The sequence below is a fragment of the Parapedobacter sp. 2B3 genome, from assembly GCF_041925275.1.
In the GTDB taxonomy this organism is placed as follows: Bacteria; Bacteroidota; Bacteroidia; order Sphingobacteriales; family Sphingobacteriaceae; genus Parapedobacter; species Parapedobacter pyrenivorans_A.
The window spans coordinates 144,346-160,554 of sequence record NZ_JBHEUZ010000001.1; the positions used below are offsets into that span (position 1 = coordinate 144,346).

Sequence of the window (16,209 nt, forward strand, 5' to 3'; positions counted from 1 at the left end):
TGCTTTTTGCTATTTGCCTATCGTTTATCATCCCCAGCCAACCTCAACACTTCCCGTGCAATGACTTCGTCGGCATCAACGATGGCCAACTCCTTCAAATTTGCACATAGCATCTCACATTGCCGCTGGTCATCCAGTAAAGCCAATGCTTCGGTTATCAGTTTCCGCGGAGCCTCGGCATCCGTTACCATCAATGCCGCTGAGCGGTTGACCAGCGCCTGTGCATTCTTCGTTTGGTGGTCTTCTGCCACATTGGGCGAAGGCACCAAGATCGTTGGCTTGCCCACCACGCAGAGTTCGGCAATGGTGCCCGCGCCGGCCCTCGCGATGATGGCATCAGCAGCCGCATAGGCAAAATCCATGCGCTGCAGGAAGGGGGTCAGTTTTACATGCTCGCCATATTCCGCGTTAACGGATTCGCGCAGTGAATCGTAATAATATGCACCGCACTGCCAAACTACCTGTATATTGGCGGCAACCAAACGGTCCAACCCATCACGCATACTTTCATTCAATGTACGTGCGCCAAGGCTGCCACCGGTGAGGAGGATAGTTTTCCTTTCCGGAGAAAGCCCCAATGCCGCCGTCGCCTCGGGCCGTTTATCGGCTATGGTTACCGCCTCGCGCCGAATCGGGTTTCCGGTAAATAAGATTTTCTCTTTGGGGAAGAACCTGTCCATGCCTTCGAATGCCACACATACCGTTGCCACCTTGCCGGCCAACCGTTTGTTTGTGATCCCGGCATATGAATTCTGCTCCTGGATGAGAGCCGGCACCCCCATCCGCACGGCGGAATGGAGCAATGGTCCGGAGGCATAGCCGCCCACGCCCACGGCGACATCCGGCCGGAAATCACGGATAATCTGCCGCGCTTTGCGGATACTTCTGTACAGTTTGAAAGGCAGGGCCAGGTTTTTCCAAAGCGACTTCCTGTTAATACCCTGGATGTCGAGACCGATGATCTCATAACCCGCGGCAGGCACCTTTTCCATTTCCATTTTGCCATTGGCCCCCACAAACAACACCGCGGTGTCGGGCGCCAACCGTTTCAACGCATTGGCAATGGCGATGGCTGGGAAGATATGCCCCCCGGTACCGCCTCCGCTTATGATAATCCGCTTTGCCATTGTCGTTAACTTTGCTTTTTGCTCTTTGCTCCTCACTATCCCATTGCCGGGATTTCGCCTACAATCACTTTCTTGCTTTGTTCGTTTTGTTTGCCCACCCCTTTCATCTCGTCGATATTGCGGCTTACGCTCAGGATGATACCGAAGGCTAAACTGGTGAATAATATGGATGTTCCACCCATGCTCACGAGCGGCAGCGGAATCCCCGTTACGGGGCCCAGACCAACCGCCACGGCCATGTTGCCCAACGCCTGCAGCGCCAGACTGAAGCCTAGCCCCGCCGCCAACAAGGCACCGAATGCCTTGGGGCTCAGCGTGACGATCCGGATGCACCGGAACATCAATGCCACGTATAGGCAAACCAGGATAACGCCTCCAATCGCGCCGTATTCCTCAATGATGATGGCAAAAATAAAGTCGGAATACGGGTGTGGCAATACGTTCCGCTGTGTGCTATTGCCCGGACCTTTGCCGAACAGCCCGCCGGAGGCGATGGCAATCTTCGCATGGTCTGCCTGAAAGGATTTTTCGGAATCCGCTTGCTCGCCGCTCAGGTAGGTTTCCACCCGCGACATGTAGGTTTCCCGCCGTGGCCCTAACGATACGACCAATACCAACAATACGAATACCCCTAGGCAGACATAAGCGATCTGCTTGATACTGATGCGACCGATGATCAACAATAGTACGCTTACACCGAATAACATCAGCGCCGTGGATAGGTTTGCCGGTGCTATAAGGACGAATATCGCGCAGACCGACCCCATAATGGGCAGGAAGGCTTTTTTGACATCTTTGATATTTTCCTGTTTGCGTGTCAATGTCCGTGCGAGAAAGGTAATCAGGGCCAGTTTCGCCAAATCGGAGGTTTGGAACGTTTGGTTAATCACCGGGATCGTCACCCAACGGCTAGCTTCATTTACCGTATTGCCAAACAATAACGTATAGAGCAGCAATGGAATGGTAATAGCCATCAGGATTTTAGATATGCCGGCGTACCAACGGTAGTCGAGAAGGTGGGAGAAGTACATCAACGCAAAACCGCCGAATATGAGCAATGTATGCTTGATGAGGTATACTTCCGTACCCTTTCCCTCTTTATAGGCCAAGGTCCCCACAGAACTATACACGGCTAGTAGCGACCATACCGATAGCACGATGATAATGATCCACAACCATCGGTCTCCTTTTAATTTTGAAAATGCTTGTTCCATTTCTCTTTGGTTAACTCTCAGCTTCCTGCATTCAGCAGTCCACGTTTCATTGATCACAAATCCATTACAGCTTCTTTGAATTGGTTGCCGCGGTCCTCGAAATTCCTGAACCAGTCGAAACTCGCGCAGGCCGGCGATAACAATACCGTATCGCCTTTCTGGGCCAAATGCGAAGCCATCTCAACGGCATCGCGCATACTTGAGCTATTGACGATGATCTGTGCGTCGTCTTCCAGCGACTCATATATGCGGGAATTGTCTTTACCAATACATACGATTGCCCGCACTTTTGTTCTCACCAGCTCGCGCAGCATCTCATAGTCGTTGCCCTTGTCTACACCGCCCATAATCAATACGACATGGGGTGCAAAACTTTCCAGTGCATACCAAACGGCATTTACATTGGTTGCCTTGGAATCGTTGATGTAGTTGACGCCGGCAATGCACGCCACAAATTCCAGTCGGTGCGGAATGTTCTTGAACGAACCCATACTCTCCTTCATCGAAGCGTTGCGTAGTTCTTGTGCCTTGGCTACCAATCCGGAAGCCATGTTGTTGTACACATTGTGTTTACCCTGGAGGGAAAGTTCATTGATATCCATCGTAAAAATATCTTGGTTTGGTACGTTAATTACAAGTTCGTTATTGTTTAGGTAAGCGCCCGGCTCTACCTGTTCATGAAGGCTAAACGGAAGCATCTGTGCCGCGGTGGGGTACTTCCCCAGCGCCGCCTTGGTAACGGGGTCATCCGTACAGTAGATAAATAGGTCGTCGGGTTGCTGGTTCCTGACGATACGGAATTTTGACTCTGTATAGTTTTCCAACTTATGGTCATACCGGTCTAGGTGGTCCGGGGTGATGTTAAGCAACACCGCTACGTCAGCACGGAAATAGACCATATCATCCAACATGAAGCTACTCAGCTCCAACACATAGTAATCATGTTGCTCGCGGGCCACCTGCAAGGCGAAGCTCCGCCCAATATTACCGGCCAACCCCACGTTGAGGCCGGCTTGGCTTAAAAGGTGCCACGTTAGCATCGTAGTGGTAGACTTCCCGTTGGAACCGGTGATACCAATCAGCTTGGCATCGGTATATTGTGCAGCGAACTCGATTTCGGCAATCACTGGCGTTTGCTGGGCCTTCAGCTTTTGAACGATCGGCACGGTTGCGGGGATGCCCGGGCTCTTCACAACAAGGGCCGCATCCAGTACGATGGACTCCGTATGCATGCCCTCTTCGAACGGTATGCCTGCATCATGGAGCTGCTTTTTATAGTTATCGGCAATCGTCCCACTATCTGACACCCATACGTCAAACCCCTTTTGCCGGGCGAGTATGGCCGTGCCCACACCGCTCTCACCGGCACCGAGCACCACGAGTTTCCCCTGTTGCGGATAGTGATATGTGGGTATGGCTGCCATTTATTATCTCACTTTCAATGTCACGATGGTCAGGATAGCAAGGAGGATACTCAATATCCAAAAACGGGTCACGATTTTAGCCTCGTGGTATCCCTTCTTCTGGTAGTGATGGTGGAGGGGCGACATCCTGAAAATCCGGCGGCCCTCGCCATACTTCCGTTTGGTATATTTGAAGTACGACACCTGGATGATGACCGATAGATTTTCGACAAGGAAGACCCCGCATAAAATAGGAATGAGCAATTCTTTCCTGATCAATACCGCAAAAGCGGCAATGATACCGCCGATGGCCAGGCTACCCGTATCGCCCATGAATACTTGTGCCGGGTAGGAGTTGTACCAAAGGAATCCCGTGCAAGCCCCCACAAATGCACCTGCGAATATCACCAACTCGCCCGAGTTGGGTATGTACATGATGTTGAGGTAATCGGAAAAAATCACGTTGCCCGACACGTAGGCCAGAATGGCAAGGGTACCCCCTATGGTGGCCGAAGTGCCCGTGGCGAGTCCGTCGATGCCATCCGTGATGTTGGCCCCATTGGATACGGCCGCCACAATGAAAACAACGACAACCAAAAATACCATAAACGTCAACAGGGACCCATTGGCACCGAATAGGCTTAATACCTTGGCATAATCGAACTCGTTGTTCTTATAGAAAGGAATATTGGTTTTTGTAGACTTCACATCCTTTGTATAGTAGGTCTGCCCGGTATCGCCTTGAATGTGCCTCTCAACGGTTGCTCCCGGCGTAGGGTTGGCCACTGTCTCCCTTACCACGATATCCGGATGGAAATACATGGTGCACGCAATGATGATACCCAATCCCACTTGGCCAACAATCTTGAACCTACCCGCCAACCCTTCTTTATTTTTACGGAACACCTTGATGTAGTCATCTAAAAAACCGATCGTTCCCATCCATACGGTGGTGACCAGCATCAGGATGACATAAATATTCTCAAGTTTGGCAAAAAGAAGCGTTGGCACCAAAATCCCGGCAAGTATAATCAGCCCGCCCATCGTTGGCGTACCTTGCTTTTGCTTTTCACCTTCGAGCCCCAGGTCGCGGATAGTTTCCCCTACCTGCTTGGCACGCAACAAACGGATGAGCCGGCTACCATAGCCCGTGGTTATAATCAACGATACGATAACGGCTATGGCCGTACGGAACGAGATGTATTGCCACAACCCCGATCCGGGCACGTGGATGTAGTCTTCTAGCCAAGTAAACAAATAGTACAACATAGCTTATTACCGTTCGTCCAATGCATTAGTTAATGTTTCACGATCATCGAAGTCAACCCGTTGACCGTTGATTTCCTGGTATTTTTCATGCCCCTTGCCTGCTACCAGTACAATATCGCCCGCCTGGGCGAGATGGCATGCCGCCCGGATGGCCTCCCGCCTATCGGCAATGGAGAACGTATTCCGTTTTCTATCACGGGGGATACCAGCCTCCATGTCCTTGATAATTTCCAAGGGGTCTTCCGTGCGCGGATTATCTGATGTGATGATTACCTTATCACTATTTTCAACGGCTACCGCAGCCATTTTAGGGCGCTTTGCCCGGTCCCTGTCCCCGCCGCATCCAAGCACCGTAATGATCTGTTGACTCTCTTTGCGAAGGGCGCGGATAGTTTCCAACACATTCCGTACAGCATCCGGGGTGTGCGCATAGTCCACAATGCCGATAACCCCTCCTTTGGAGATGACGGTATCAAAACGCCCCTCAGCACCCGAGATATTACTAAGTGCCGTAAGCACCTTCATCGTCTCTTGCTCCAAGAGGATGGCCGCACCATAAACTGCCGCCATGTTGTAAGCATTGAACCCTCCGACCAACTTCACCCATACTTCGTGCCCATCCAGTTGGAGTAGCATACCATCAAAATGACTCTCAATTACCTTTGCTTTAAAGTCGGCCATGCGCTTGAGCCCATACGTTTTTTTATGTGCAAAGGTATTCTGCAACATCACGGCCCCATTTTTATCATCGGCATTGGAGAGTGCGAATGCAAAGGGGTTGAGGTCATCGAAAAACCGCTTTTTTGCCCGTATATAGGCGTCGAACGTCTTATGGAAATCCAAATGGTCGTGCGTGATATTGGAAAAAATGCCGCCTGCGAAATTGAGGCCGGCTATCCGCTGCTGCACGATGGCGTGCGAACTCACTTCCATGAAACAATAATCGCACCCCGCATCAACCATTTCCTGCAGCAATCCATTCAACGCAATCGGATCCGGCGTGGTATGCGTGGCGGCCACCGTCAGTTTCCCTACTTGATTCTGCACCGTGGAAACCAGGCCCGCTTCATACCCCAATTGCATGAAAAGCCTATAAAGTAGGGTGGTAATGGTGGTTTTTCCATTGGTTCCCGTAACCCCCACGAGCTTTAGTTTAGTGGATGGGTTTCCGAAATAATTGGCTGCCGACACGCCCAAAGCGAAGGCCGTGTCTTCCACCTGGATATAGGTCACCTCATCGTTGGTAGCTTTAGGCAGTTGTTCGCAAAGCACCACGGAAGCACCGCGTGCAACCGCATCGTCAATATAATGGTGGCCATCTACCTGTGTGCCTACCACCGCCACAAACATACTGCCATCGGTGGCTTTGCGCGAGTCAAAGCACAGGCCGCCTATAGCCACGTGCAGGTTGCCGACCACGTGACGTACCGGAATGCCATGAAGTATGTCCTTGAGCGCTGTCATTTCAATTCAATCGATATGGATGCCCCAACATTGACCTTCTGACCCGCCGCTAGGGATTGGGCGATTACTTTTCCCTTTCCTTTTACGGTGGTGCGGTAGCCCGAATTTTCGAGGGCATACAACGCATCGATAAGGCCCATTCCCGCTACGTCGGGCACCACGCCCGCCGTTATCGCGTTATCCGAAAAGGCAATCCCTTTCACGGTATCAATATGTTGTACCGGCTCTGCAGAAGCATAGGTGGCTTTTACACCCAACGCATCGTATACACGGAGGGTAGCGGCTTTAGACCCTTTAAGTGAGGGGGGTAGTTCGGTGTTTCCGACATAGCGCATGCGGTCGAAATCATCTTGGAGGTCGAGGTCATTGGCATACACCATATCGGCCAGCTCGCGGAACACCGGCCCCGCTATCGATGCTCCATAATACCCGTTACGGGGGTTCTGTACCACCACAATCATCGAATATTTCGGATGATCGGCAGGGAAATAACCGGCAAACGACGACTGGTATTTGCGATTGCGGTAACCCGCCGCGCCGTCTGCCATTTGCGCGGTCCCGGTTTTACCGGCCATAGACAGCTGTGGATTACGTAGCCGCTTGCCAGTGCCTTCGGTCATTACCCCCGCCAGCATGTCCTGCAGTTTGGCGATGGTACTGGCCGAGGCGATTTGTTCGTTGATGACACGGGTATCGAAATGTTCCACGGTATTGCCCAGTCGCCGGATCTCCTTCACGAAAAGCGGTGCTACCATCTTGCCGTCATTTGCAACTGCGTTGTATAGGCTGAGTGTTTGCAATGGGGTCAATTTCAATTCGTACCCGTAGGCCATCTGTACCAGGGATAGACCGCTCCAACTTTTGCTATCGGGTGTCTTGATCAGCGGATTGCCTTCGCCCGGTATTTGCAGCCCCAACGGTTCATTGAGGTGCAGCTCATGCAGCCGTTTCGTGAAAGCGGCCGGATTATTTTTATAGTACGTGTTGATGATTTTGGTAATAGCCACATTCGACGACACCTCAAACGCCTTTTTCACGGTTACCGTGCCGTAGGAATGGGTGTCGCGGATGGTGTGCCGATGCACCTGATAGGTGCCGTTCCCGGTTTCAACGATGGTATTCGTATCGATCTTGCCGTCGTCAAGTGCCACGAGGTAGGACGCCAACTTGAAGGTGGAACCCGGCTCGGCGCTTTGGGCGATGGCATAGTTGAACTTTTCCCGGTATACACCTTCTTCAACCCGTGTAAAATTGGCCACTGCGCGTATTTCTCCCGTGGCGACTTCCATCAAAATGACGCAGCCATTATCGGCATTGCTGGCTATCAGTTGCTTTTCGAGTGCCCGCTGCGCCATATCCTGCATATTTACGTCGATGGTGGAAATGATATCCGCACCATCTACCGGCGCCACTTCAATCTCCCGGTTTACCGGCATCCATACCCCGCCGGCTATGCGACGTACTAAGCGTTTGCCGCTCTTGCCGTCGATATATTCACCATACGCACCTTCCAAGCCAACATGCACCTCTTCCTCGGCCACCTTGTAGCCAATGGTACGCGCAGCAAGGTTGGTAAAAGGGAGGATACGTTTGTTTTTCCGTTCGGCAATCAAACCGCCTTTGTATTTACCCAGATTGAAAATCGGAAATTGCTTCACTTCCTTCAATTCCTGATGGCCCACATCGCGCTTTAGCAGGTAATACCTGTTTCCGTCTTTGCGTGCCTTTTTGAGCAACTGCGAATATTGGGCAGACGATTTGTCTTTAAAGAAGGCAGCCAATCGGGTGGCCAGGGAATCGACTTTGGCATAAAAAACATCGTCCGCTACGATACCCGGGGCAAGCAAATCCATTCGGAGGTCGTATTCGGGAACCGACGTGGCCAGCAAGCTGCCATCATTCGAATAGATATTGCCACGGACCGCCTCCACATCCACGTACCGGGTAGAAAGGCTGTCTGCCATCTCACGCCACTCCGCCCCTTCCACATACTGTAGGTGGAAGAGTTTCACCAACACCGCGATGGCGAAAAGTACAATCAGCCCGAATGACAGGTAGACTCTTAGCAATATGTCGGTTCTGATGTTCATGCCTTTTATGATTTAGCTAACCTCTATTCATTTTTCTTTTCTCACCACCACTATTTTTTTAGGCGGCGCTGTCCGCTCCTTCAACCCCATGCTGTCCACCCGCTTGGCAATCTCGGTTTGGGTGGTGAGCTTCATCAGGTCGGCCGAAAGCGACTTATAATCCCAGTTCATCTCTTTCACCTCTTTGCTCAAATGGTCAATTTGGCGCACGGTCCGCTCGGCATAATGCCGATTGGCGATATAGAGAATGGCCAGCAACCCTACGAAAGCAATGAAAGGGATGTACCCCACGAACGCCGACGATGAAAACCGCTCCGTGGAAAACAACGACTGAAAAAAATTGCGGGTAGCATCCGCTTTCTCTTCCACCGTTTCCTGCAGTTCGGCTTGTTGTTCTTCGCTCAGCGGCCGTCGTTTGTATGCGTTTCCTGCCATGGTATCTAAACTTTCTCTGCTATCCGCAGCTTAGCGCTACGCGCCCTGCTATTATGGGCCACTTCCCCATCCCCCGCTACGATTGCTTTGCGGCTTATCGCTTTCAACGGCTTCATCTCATTGCCGTAGAAATCCTTCTCTACCGTACCCTTGAATTTGCCGGTAGCTATGAAGTTCTTCACCAGCCGGTCTTCCAACGAATGGTAAGACATCACCACCAGTCTCCCTCCGGGCTTCAACATGGCAACGGTTTGCTGCAAAAACTGTTGCAAAGCCTCCAGCTCGCCATTCACCTCGATGCGAAGCGCCTGAAACAACTGCGCATGGTATTTGTGTTCCTTGCCGCGGGGCACCACTTTCTTTACAACCTCCTTCAGCTTCCCTACGGTATTGATGGGCTGTACGAGCCGCGCCGTGACAATGGTCTTTGCCAACGTGCGCGCATTGTGAAGTTCCCCATACATCCCAAAGATGCGATGCAGCTCGGCTTCCGAATAAGTATTCAGCACCTGTTTGGCATCCAGTTGTCCAGCCTGGTCCATACGCATGTCCAATTCCGCTTCAAAGCGGGTGGAAAATCCGCGTTGGGCATCGTCAAACTGGTGCGACGACACCCCTAGATCCGCAAGAATGCCGTCAACGGCACCTACCCCGTGAAACCGCAGGTTGTTTTTCAGGAACCGGAAGTTCTGGTGTATGAGCACGAACCGCTCATCATCTATTGCGTTTCGCAACGCATCGGGATCCTGATCGAAGGCATACAGCCTGCCATCTGCCCCCAAATATTTCATGATTTCTCTTGCATGCCCCCCGCCTCCGAACGTAACATCCACATAGGTGCCGCTAGGTTCGATTGCCAATGCTTCTATGCATTCGCGCAACATAACCGGCACGTGGTATCCGCTATTCATCATCCGTATCCGTTAAGCCATCGCCCCCCATCACCTCCTCTGCCAACGCCGCAAAATCATCGTCCTCATCGTCTTCCCACAATTTATGGTATGCCTCTTTAGACCAAACTTCTATCTTGTTAAATTGGCATGATAACACAATCTCTGTTTCAATCTGACCATATTCAAGCAACGACTTCGGCAACAAGACGCGCCCCGCCGAATCCAACGACAATTCGGTAGCACCGCGGGTAAAGTCGCGGATAAACTTTCGGTTCCTGGCCTTATAGGTATTCAACTTTGCCAGCTTTTCGGTAATCTTATCCCACTCACTCCTTGAATATATAACGAGATGCTTCTCAAATCCACGATTGATAACAAGCCCAGAACGCTCAGCATCAGGCATTTGCCTTTTGAGCGCAGCTGGCAACACCATCCTTCCTTTGGTGTCTAGCTTACAATCAAATTCGCCGATTAAATGGCCCATAGATACACTTCTCGCAATAAATACGATGTAAAAGTAGGAATTTACTCCACTTTCCCCCACTTTTTCCCACAAAAAAGTTTTCCACACTCAACGCCGTTTCTTTCCCTGCGGGTATTCACCCCCATGCGCCGTCGCTCCTTCCGGAAAGCACCGCGGAACATGTAGTAGAACGGCTACAAAATCAAAAAATCAAGCGGGCTTTATGGCCTCGCCGCTCCTATTATAGGCATCTTTGCATGGATAGGATGATTCACGTCTATAATCGATTATGCGTTTAGCCATTATCACCAGTGCATTTCTGATTTCATTGACTCCCTTGCAGTCATGCGAAGAGCGCATGGAGTTAACTCCTACGCAATGCGATTGCGACATCGATGGCCTGCAACTATCCGAACAGAGTTTGGTTACTTATCAGGTGGCCGCGTACGAGGAAGCCTTCGTATCTTCGGTCACCTACCACACGAACGATGGCCTTGTAACCACCAACCATCCTTCCCTCCCCTTCAGTACAACCGTTCAACTGGCAAAAGGTGAAACCATTGCCCTACAAGTTAAGGGCAATCCGGGCACAGGAACCATCGTATTGACTTACGAGACCAACAACGGTCCACATACGCCCAATATATCGAGTAGCAGCGTGTCGAAAGTGTGGGTTTTAGAAAACGGCATCTGTCAATAACAAACGACGACACTCACATACAATACACTAATTACAAGTCAATTACAAGGATGTAGACATATTACTACATCCCGTTCAAACCAATCGTACTACTTTTGTTCCGTCATCACTGGTTCGTATTGAATCTGGAATGTAAATTCACCATAACACTGTCAGTCGGATGAAAAAGAAAAAAATACTCATCGTAGAAGATCAGCTTATCATCACCATGGATTTGGAGTACATGCTTCAGGAATTGGGGTATGACGTTTGCGGCATTTGTACGAATTATGACGATGCCGTATCGGCCATCAGAACCAACCGGCCCGACCTTATTTTGGTAGACATCATCTTATATGGTGAAAAAACAGGTATCGATCTCGCCCACGAAATCAACGCCTCTTTCCATACCCCATTTATTTTCCTCACGTCACATGCGGACCGCAGCACCATCGAAGCCGCAAAATCAACGAATCCGGCCGGCTACATCGTAAAACCTTTCAATAGGAACGACGTATATGCGTCTATCGAAATTGCGCTCAACCAAGTCGAAACAAAGGAAGAGAGTCAGAGCATTTTTCTCCCCGACGGCAAGCATAAGACGAAAATACCGATGGATGACATGATATACGCACATGCGGAGGGCAACTATACCACCTTCATTACAACAACCAAGAAAATCGTGCTCCGCAAATGCCTCAAGGAGGTGGCGGAAACCATCCTAAACAACAAGAAGTTTGTCAGGATTCACAAATCTTACCTGATCAACACAGACGCTATCCGGGCCCGCAGCGCTTCCAACATCTTGCTAAACAACGGTGATAATCTACCGTTGGGCCGCGCTTATATGGGAAGCCTGTGCTAGTGGATCAGTTTGGAAAAACTCCCTAAACCGCTCTCCTTAGTTCGGAAAAAACCGCTATTTTTGCCGTTCTAGATAAAAGAGCATGCATAGAACACATACTTGCGGAGAGCTGACCCTCTCGGACTTGGGTAAAACGGTTGTACTTAGTGGTTGGGTACAGAAATCCCGTGATTTGGGCGGGATGACATTTATCGATGTACGGGATCGGTACGGTGTCACCCAACTGGTGTTCGATCCGGCCGACGACGAGTCGTTGCGGGCCGAAGCCCGCGCCCTTGGCCGGGAGTACGTGATCAAAGTGACAGGCAAGGTGATTGAACGCGAGAGCAAGAATCCGAAGCTGTCCACGGGCGAGATTGAAATAAAAGTGGTACGACTCGAAGTGCTCAACTCCGCGAAGCTCCCCCCCTTCACCATTGAAGACGATACGGACGGTGGCGACGATTTGCGAATGAAATACCGCTACCTCGACCTCCGCCGCAACCCGGTGCGGAACAACCTCGTTTTACGGCATCGGCTTGCGCAGGAAACTCGCAATTACCTGGATCGCCACCATTTCCTCGAAGTGGAAACACCGGTACTCATCAAGTCCACACCGGAGGGTGCCCGCGATTTCGTGGTACCAAGCCGGATGAATCCAGGCGAGTTCTATGCGCTCCCCCAATCACCGCAGACGTTCAAACAACTCTTGATGGTATCGGGCTTTGACCGCTATTTCCAGTTGGTCAAATGTTTCCGCGATGAGGATTTGCGGGCAGACCGACAGCCGGAATTCACACAGATAGACTGCGAAATGGCCTTTGTGGAACAGGAAGACATCCTCCAACTCTTCGAAGGCCTCATAAAACACCTATTCAAGCAAATAAAAAACATCGATCTAGGGGAAGTACCCCGCCTACCTTACGACGAGGCCATGCGCCTATACGGCTCAGACAAACCCGACATCCGCTTCGGCATGCCGTTCGTCGAACTCAATGCGGTACTCCAAGGTGCTGGCTTCCCGGTATTTGACCAAGCGGCGCTCGTGGTAGGCATCAATGCCGAGGGTTGCGCTTCGTACACCCGTAAGCAACTCGATGCATTGACGGACTTCGTGAAACGACCCCAGGTAGGAGCATCGGGCTTGGTATACCTACGATACAACGAAGACGGCACATTGAAGTCGTCTGTCGACAAATTCTACAGCCCCGAGCAACTGGCGGCGTGGGCGCAGGCTTTTGATGCCAAGCCGGGCGACCTCATGCTGGTCATGGCCGGCAATACGGACCGCGCACGAAAGCAATTGAGTGAACTCCGGCTGGAAGTTGCTTCACAATTGGGCCTGCGCGATAAAAACACGTATGCCCCCCTATGGGTAACGGATTTTCCCTTACTGGAATGGGATGAGGAGTCGGGGCGCTACCACGCAATGCACCACCCCTTTACATCGCCGAAAGCGGAAGACATCCCTTCACTGGAGACACAGCCGGGCAGTGTCCGCGCCAATGCTTATGACCTGGTCATCAACGGCACCGAAATTGGCGGTGGCTCCATACGGATACATGACCGCGACCTCCAATCGCTGATGTTCAAACACCTGGGCTTTACAGCCGAGGAAGCGCAGAAGCAATTCGGATTCCTGCTAGAAGCATTTACGTACGGTGCCCCTCCCCATGGCGGCATTGCTTTCGGCTTTGACCGGTTGGCCGCTGTTTTCGCTGGGTTGGACAGCATCCGCGATGTAATCGCGTTTCCGAAGAACAATGCCGGGCGCGATGTGATGATCGATTCACCGTCGGCAATCGCGGAAGCACAGCTGGCCGAATTGAGCATCGCGCTGCGCTAGCGCCACAACAGTTCAGCTATTTCTGCGTTATTGATATAATAACACGTTGCGTATGTCGTCTGCACAAGAAGCCACCTTCCTCAAAGAAAGTGCCGCCAAGGCTTTTGAACCCCGTCACCGGGAAATCATTAATTACAATATAGATAAGTACGACGACGCGGTCAACCGGGGGCTTCCGCTGTTCAACCACCTCGAAAACTCAAAACGGAAGGCCCATATCATCAAGTGGCGGGTGATGGAAAACCTGGATAAGCTGCTGCCCGAGTTCGAGTCGAATTTCCTACGGAAGGGGGGCAAGGTTATCTGGGCGAACGATGCCGCGGAAGCACGTGAAGAAATCGGCAAGATCCTAGCCCAAGCCGGTGCCAAAACGGTGGTCAAATCCAAATCAATGACCACGGAAGAAATCGAGCTCAACGAATTTCTTGCAGAAAACAACATCAAAGCCATCGAGACGGATCTTGGCGAATATATTGTGCAATTGCTGGGGCAAAAGCCCTACCATATCGTCACACCCGCCATGCACCTAAGCCTGGCAGATATACAGGCGCTATTCCACCAGCATTTCGGCACGCCGCCCGAGTCTACGGCCCAAGAGCTGACGCTGAAGGCCCGCGAACTCCTTCGGGAACAATATACCACAGCCGATGTAGGCATCACAGGCGGGAATTTCCTGATCGCGGAAACCGGTAGCGTGGCGATCACAGAAAATGAAGGCAATGCCCGGCTTTCCACCACTTTTCCGAAAATCCATATCGCCATCGTGGGCATCGAGAAGATCGTCCCCTCACTGAACGACTTGGACCTGTTTTGGCCACTGCTTTCGACCCATGGTACCGGACAACGCCTCACGGTGTACAACAGCATCGTCAGTGGGCCACGGCAAGAGGGTGAAACGGACGGGCCCGAGGAAATGTATGTGGTACTGCTAGACAACGGCCGCACCGAGCTATTGGCCCAGAAAGACCAACGCCAGGGACTATACTGTATCCGCTGCGGCGCCTGCCTCAATGCGTGCCCCATCTACAAAAATGTAGGTGGCCATACATACAACACCACTTACAGCGGCCCCATCGGATCGCTCATCACGCCGCACCTCCGGGGCATGGCTGAATTTAAACATCTCAGCTACGCATCGAGCCTTTGCGGCAAATGTTCCGAAGTATGCCCGGTCAAAATCGATATCCACAAAATGCTCCTGCTCAACAGACGTGATGCCGTAGCTGCCCGACTTCCCTCCAAAACGGAACGGCTTGCGTGGAAAGGCTTTACCTACGCCATCACCAAGCGTAGGCTCGTTGATTTTTTCGGTGGCAAGTTCAAGAATTTTTTACTACGGACTTTTTTCAGGAAAGCATGGGGCAAGCAACGCCAACTTCCACACGTCGCTGAGAAATCATTCAGCCAGCAATGGAAAGAGCAAAGCAAGTAATCACTCGAGTTCTGCCGATTTTGCCCATATGTTGATCGAGCCGTCTTTTGCGTAATTGTCGATTTCTGCCAGTTCCGTTTCGGAAAAATCAAGGTTGGCTAGCGCGCCGGCGCAATCAACCACCTGCTCGGGCCTGCTCGCGCCAATCAATGCCGAGGTTACACGGCCGCGCCGCAGTACCCAAGCAATCGCCATTTGGGCCAATGTCTGCCCCCGCCGCTGTGCAATGGCGTGCAATGCACGGATACGCTCCATGTTTTCGTCATTCAAGAAACCGGAACGGAAAGAAGGCCTCTTTTTTGCCCGGCTATCGGCCGGGACACCCTGCAGGTATTTGTCGGTGAGCATCCCTTGGGCCAGCGGCGAGAATACGATCGATCCCATACCCAGATTGGCCAGCGTATCGAGCAGGCCATCCGTTTCCACCCACCGGTTGAGCATGGAATAGCTCGGCTGGTGAATCAGGCAGGGTGTACCCAACTCACGCAAAATAGCCTCCGCCTCCCGCGTACGCTTCGTATTGTAGGAGGAAATGCCCACATATAATGCCCTACCCGACCGGACAATGTGATCCAATGCCATCATGGTTTCTTCCAACGGGGTCTGCGGGTCAAACCGATGGGAATAAAAAATGTCTACATAATCGAGCCCCATCCGCTTGAGGCTTTGGTCGCAGCTGGACACCAAATATTTACGGCTTCCCCATTCGCCGTAAGGTCCCGGCCACATGTCGTACCCGGCTTTCGAAGAGATGACCAACTCGTCCCGGTAGCCCGCGAAATCTTCTCTCAGTATGCGGCCAAAAGCCGATTCCGCACTACCTGGTGGCGGGCCGTAGTTATTGGCAAGGTCGAAGTGGGTAATGCCCAGGTCAAATGCCTGGCGGCATATCTGTTGCTTGGTGCCATGCGGTATGTCGTGTCCAAAGTTATTCCACAAACCAAGGGAGATGGCGGGCAATTTCAGCCCACTATTACCACAGCGGTTATAGACCATGCTATTGTAACGGTTAGGATCGGGTTTCCAATTCATAGTATCGTATGTTTGCAT

The 16,209-nt window shown here is 51.6% G+C and carries 14 protein-coding genes; 4 read left to right on the top strand and 10 right to left on the bottom strand.

Translation table 11 applies throughout. The features are described from left to right. Positions 1-17: 17 nt before the first annotated feature. From murG to mraZ, 9 genes are read right to left on the bottom strand one after another with little or no spacing between them, the layout of a single operon-like run. On the bottom strand, positions 18-1,127 hold the full coding sequence (gene murG, locus ACEVG1_RS00560) for an undecaprenyldiphospho-muramoylpentapeptide beta-N-acetylglucosaminyltransferase (RefSeq protein ID WP_374741572.1): 1,110 nt from the start codon (positions 1,125-1,127) through the stop codon (positions 18-20). Between the two features lie 35 nt (positions 1,128-1,162). Further along, the gene (locus ACEVG1_RS00565; RefSeq protein ID WP_374741573.1) at positions 1,163-2,341 is read right to left on the bottom strand and encodes an FtsW/RodA/SpoVE family cell cycle protein; all 1,179 of its coding nucleotides are present in this window, start codon (positions 2,339-2,341) and stop codon (positions 1,163-1,165) included. A 53-nt stretch (positions 2,342-2,394) separates the two neighbouring features. Continuing rightward, positions 2,395-3,765 (bottom strand): UDP-N-acetylmuramoyl-L-alanine--D-glutamate ligase, encoded by a 1,371-nt coding sequence (gene murD, locus ACEVG1_RS00570; protein ID WP_374741575.1) that lies wholly within the window; start codon positions 3,763-3,765, stop codon positions 2,395-2,397. A gap of 3 nt (positions 3,766-3,768) precedes the next feature. Next, positions 3,769-5,013 (bottom strand): phospho-N-acetylmuramoyl-pentapeptide-transferase, encoded by a 1,245-nt coding sequence (gene mraY, locus ACEVG1_RS00575; RefSeq protein WP_374741576.1) that lies wholly within the window; start codon positions 5,011-5,013, stop codon positions 3,769-3,771. Positions 5,014-5,019: 6 nt separating this feature from the next. After that, the gene (locus ACEVG1_RS00580) at positions 5,020-6,477 is read right to left on the bottom strand and encodes a UDP-N-acetylmuramoyl-L-alanyl-D-glutamate--2,6-diaminopimelate ligase (protein WP_374741578.1); all 1,458 of its coding nucleotides are present in this window, start codon (positions 6,475-6,477) and stop codon (positions 5,020-5,022) included. After that, positions 6,474-8,567 (bottom strand): penicillin-binding protein, encoded by a 2,094-nt coding sequence (locus ACEVG1_RS00585; RefSeq protein WP_374741580.1) that lies wholly within the window; start codon positions 8,565-8,567, stop codon positions 6,474-6,476. The genes ACEVG1_RS00580 and ACEVG1_RS00585 overlap by 4 nt, the downstream gene beginning before the upstream one ends. 27 nt (positions 8,568-8,594) lie before the next feature. Beyond that, positions 8,595-9,002: an FtsL-like putative cell division protein gene (locus tag ACEVG1_RS00590; RefSeq protein ID WP_374741582.1), complete on the bottom strand. Its 408-nt coding sequence runs from the start codon at positions 9,000-9,002 to the stop codon at positions 8,595-8,597. Positions 9,003-9,007: 5 nt separating this feature from the next. Further along, entirely contained in the window at positions 9,008-9,913 is a 906-nt protein-coding gene (rsmH, locus tag ACEVG1_RS00595; protein ID WP_374741960.1) for a 16S rRNA (cytosine(1402)-N(4))-methyltransferase RsmH, read from the bottom strand. After that, positions 9,906-10,379: a division/cell wall cluster transcriptional repressor MraZ gene (mraZ, locus tag ACEVG1_RS00600; protein WP_374741583.1), complete on the bottom strand. Its 474-nt coding sequence runs from the start codon at positions 10,377-10,379 to the stop codon at positions 9,906-9,908. The genes rsmH and mraZ overlap by 8 nt, the downstream gene beginning before the upstream one ends. A 268-nt stretch (positions 10,380-10,647) precedes the next feature. Here mraZ and ACEVG1_RS00605 point away from each other — a divergent pair, with 268 nt between their 5' ends. From ACEVG1_RS00605 to ACEVG1_RS00620, 4 genes are all read left to right on the top strand, one after another. Beyond that, entirely contained in the window at positions 10,648-11,058 is a 411-nt protein-coding gene (locus ACEVG1_RS00605) for a hypothetical protein (protein ID WP_374741584.1), read from the top strand. Positions 11,059-11,218: 160 nt separating this feature from the next. Continuing rightward, the gene (locus ACEVG1_RS00610; protein WP_374741585.1) at positions 11,219-11,902 is read left to right on the top strand and encodes a response regulator; all 684 of its coding nucleotides are present in this window, start codon (positions 11,219-11,221) and stop codon (positions 11,900-11,902) included. 82 nt (positions 11,903-11,984) lie between these two features. Continuing rightward, entirely contained in the window at positions 11,985-13,727 is a 1,743-nt protein-coding gene (gene aspS, locus ACEVG1_RS00615; protein WP_374741586.1) for an aspartate--tRNA ligase, read from the top strand. A gap of 52 nt (positions 13,728-13,779) precedes the next feature. Then, entirely contained in the window at positions 13,780-15,159 is a 1,380-nt protein-coding gene (locus ACEVG1_RS00620) for a lactate utilization protein B (RefSeq protein ID WP_374741587.1), read from the top strand. Here ACEVG1_RS00620 and mgrA read toward each other — a convergent pair whose 3' ends face one another. Next, on the bottom strand, positions 15,160-16,191 hold the full coding sequence (gene mgrA / locus ACEVG1_RS00625) for an L-glyceraldehyde 3-phosphate reductase (RefSeq protein WP_374741588.1): 1,032 nt from the start codon (positions 16,189-16,191) through the stop codon (positions 15,160-15,162). Positions 16,192-16,209 lie beyond the last annotated feature (18 nt).

What these genes read in the sequence shown, in the direction of transcription:
- murG (WP_374741572.1), bottom strand. Translation starts at nt 1,127, where the DNA reads ATGGCAAAGCGGATTATCATAAGCGGAGGCGGTACCGGGGGGCATATC.
- ACEVG1_RS00565 (WP_374741573.1), bottom strand. Translation starts at nt 2,341, where the DNA reads ATGGAACAAGCATTTTCAAAATTAAAAGGAGACCGATGGTTGTGGATC.
- murD (WP_374741575.1), bottom strand. Translation starts at nt 3,765, where the DNA reads ATGGCAGCCATACCCACATATCACTATCCGCAACAGGGGAAACTCGTG.
- mraY (WP_374741576.1), bottom strand. Translation starts at nt 5,013, where the DNA reads ATGTTGTACTATTTGTTTACTTGGCTAGAAGACTACATCCACGTGCCC.
- ACEVG1_RS00580 (WP_374741578.1), bottom strand. Translation starts at nt 6,477, where the DNA reads ATGACAGCGCTCAAGGACATACTTCATGGCATTCCGGTACGTCACGTG.
- ACEVG1_RS00585 (WP_374741580.1), bottom strand. Translation starts at nt 8,567, where the DNA reads ATGAACATCAGAACCGACATATTGCTAAGAGTCTACCTGTCATTCGGG.
- ACEVG1_RS00590 (WP_374741582.1), bottom strand. Translation starts at nt 9,002, where the DNA reads ATGGCAGGAAACGCATACAAACGACGGCCGCTGAGCGAAGAACAACAA.
- rsmH (WP_374741960.1), bottom strand. Translation starts at nt 9,913, where the DNA reads ATGAATAGCGGATACCACGTGCCGGTTATGTTGCGCGAATGCATAGAA.
- mraZ (WP_374741583.1), bottom strand. Translation starts at nt 10,379, where the DNA reads ATGGGCCATTTAATCGGCGAATTTGATTGTAAGCTAGACACCAAAGGA.
- ACEVG1_RS00605 (WP_374741584.1), top strand. Translation starts at nt 10,648, where the DNA reads ATGCGTTTAGCCATTATCACCAGTGCATTTCTGATTTCATTGACTCCC.
- ACEVG1_RS00610 (WP_374741585.1), top strand. Translation starts at nt 11,219, where the DNA reads ATGAAAAAGAAAAAAATACTCATCGTAGAAGATCAGCTTATCATCACC.
- aspS (WP_374741586.1), top strand. Translation starts at nt 11,985, where the DNA reads ATGCATAGAACACATACTTGCGGAGAGCTGACCCTCTCGGACTTGGGT.
- ACEVG1_RS00620 (WP_374741587.1), top strand. Translation starts at nt 13,780, where the DNA reads ATGTCGTCTGCACAAGAAGCCACCTTCCTCAAAGAAAGTGCCGCCAAG.
- mgrA (WP_374741588.1), bottom strand. Translation starts at nt 16,191, where the DNA reads ATGAATTGGAAACCCGATCCTAACCGTTACAATAGCATGGTCTATAAC.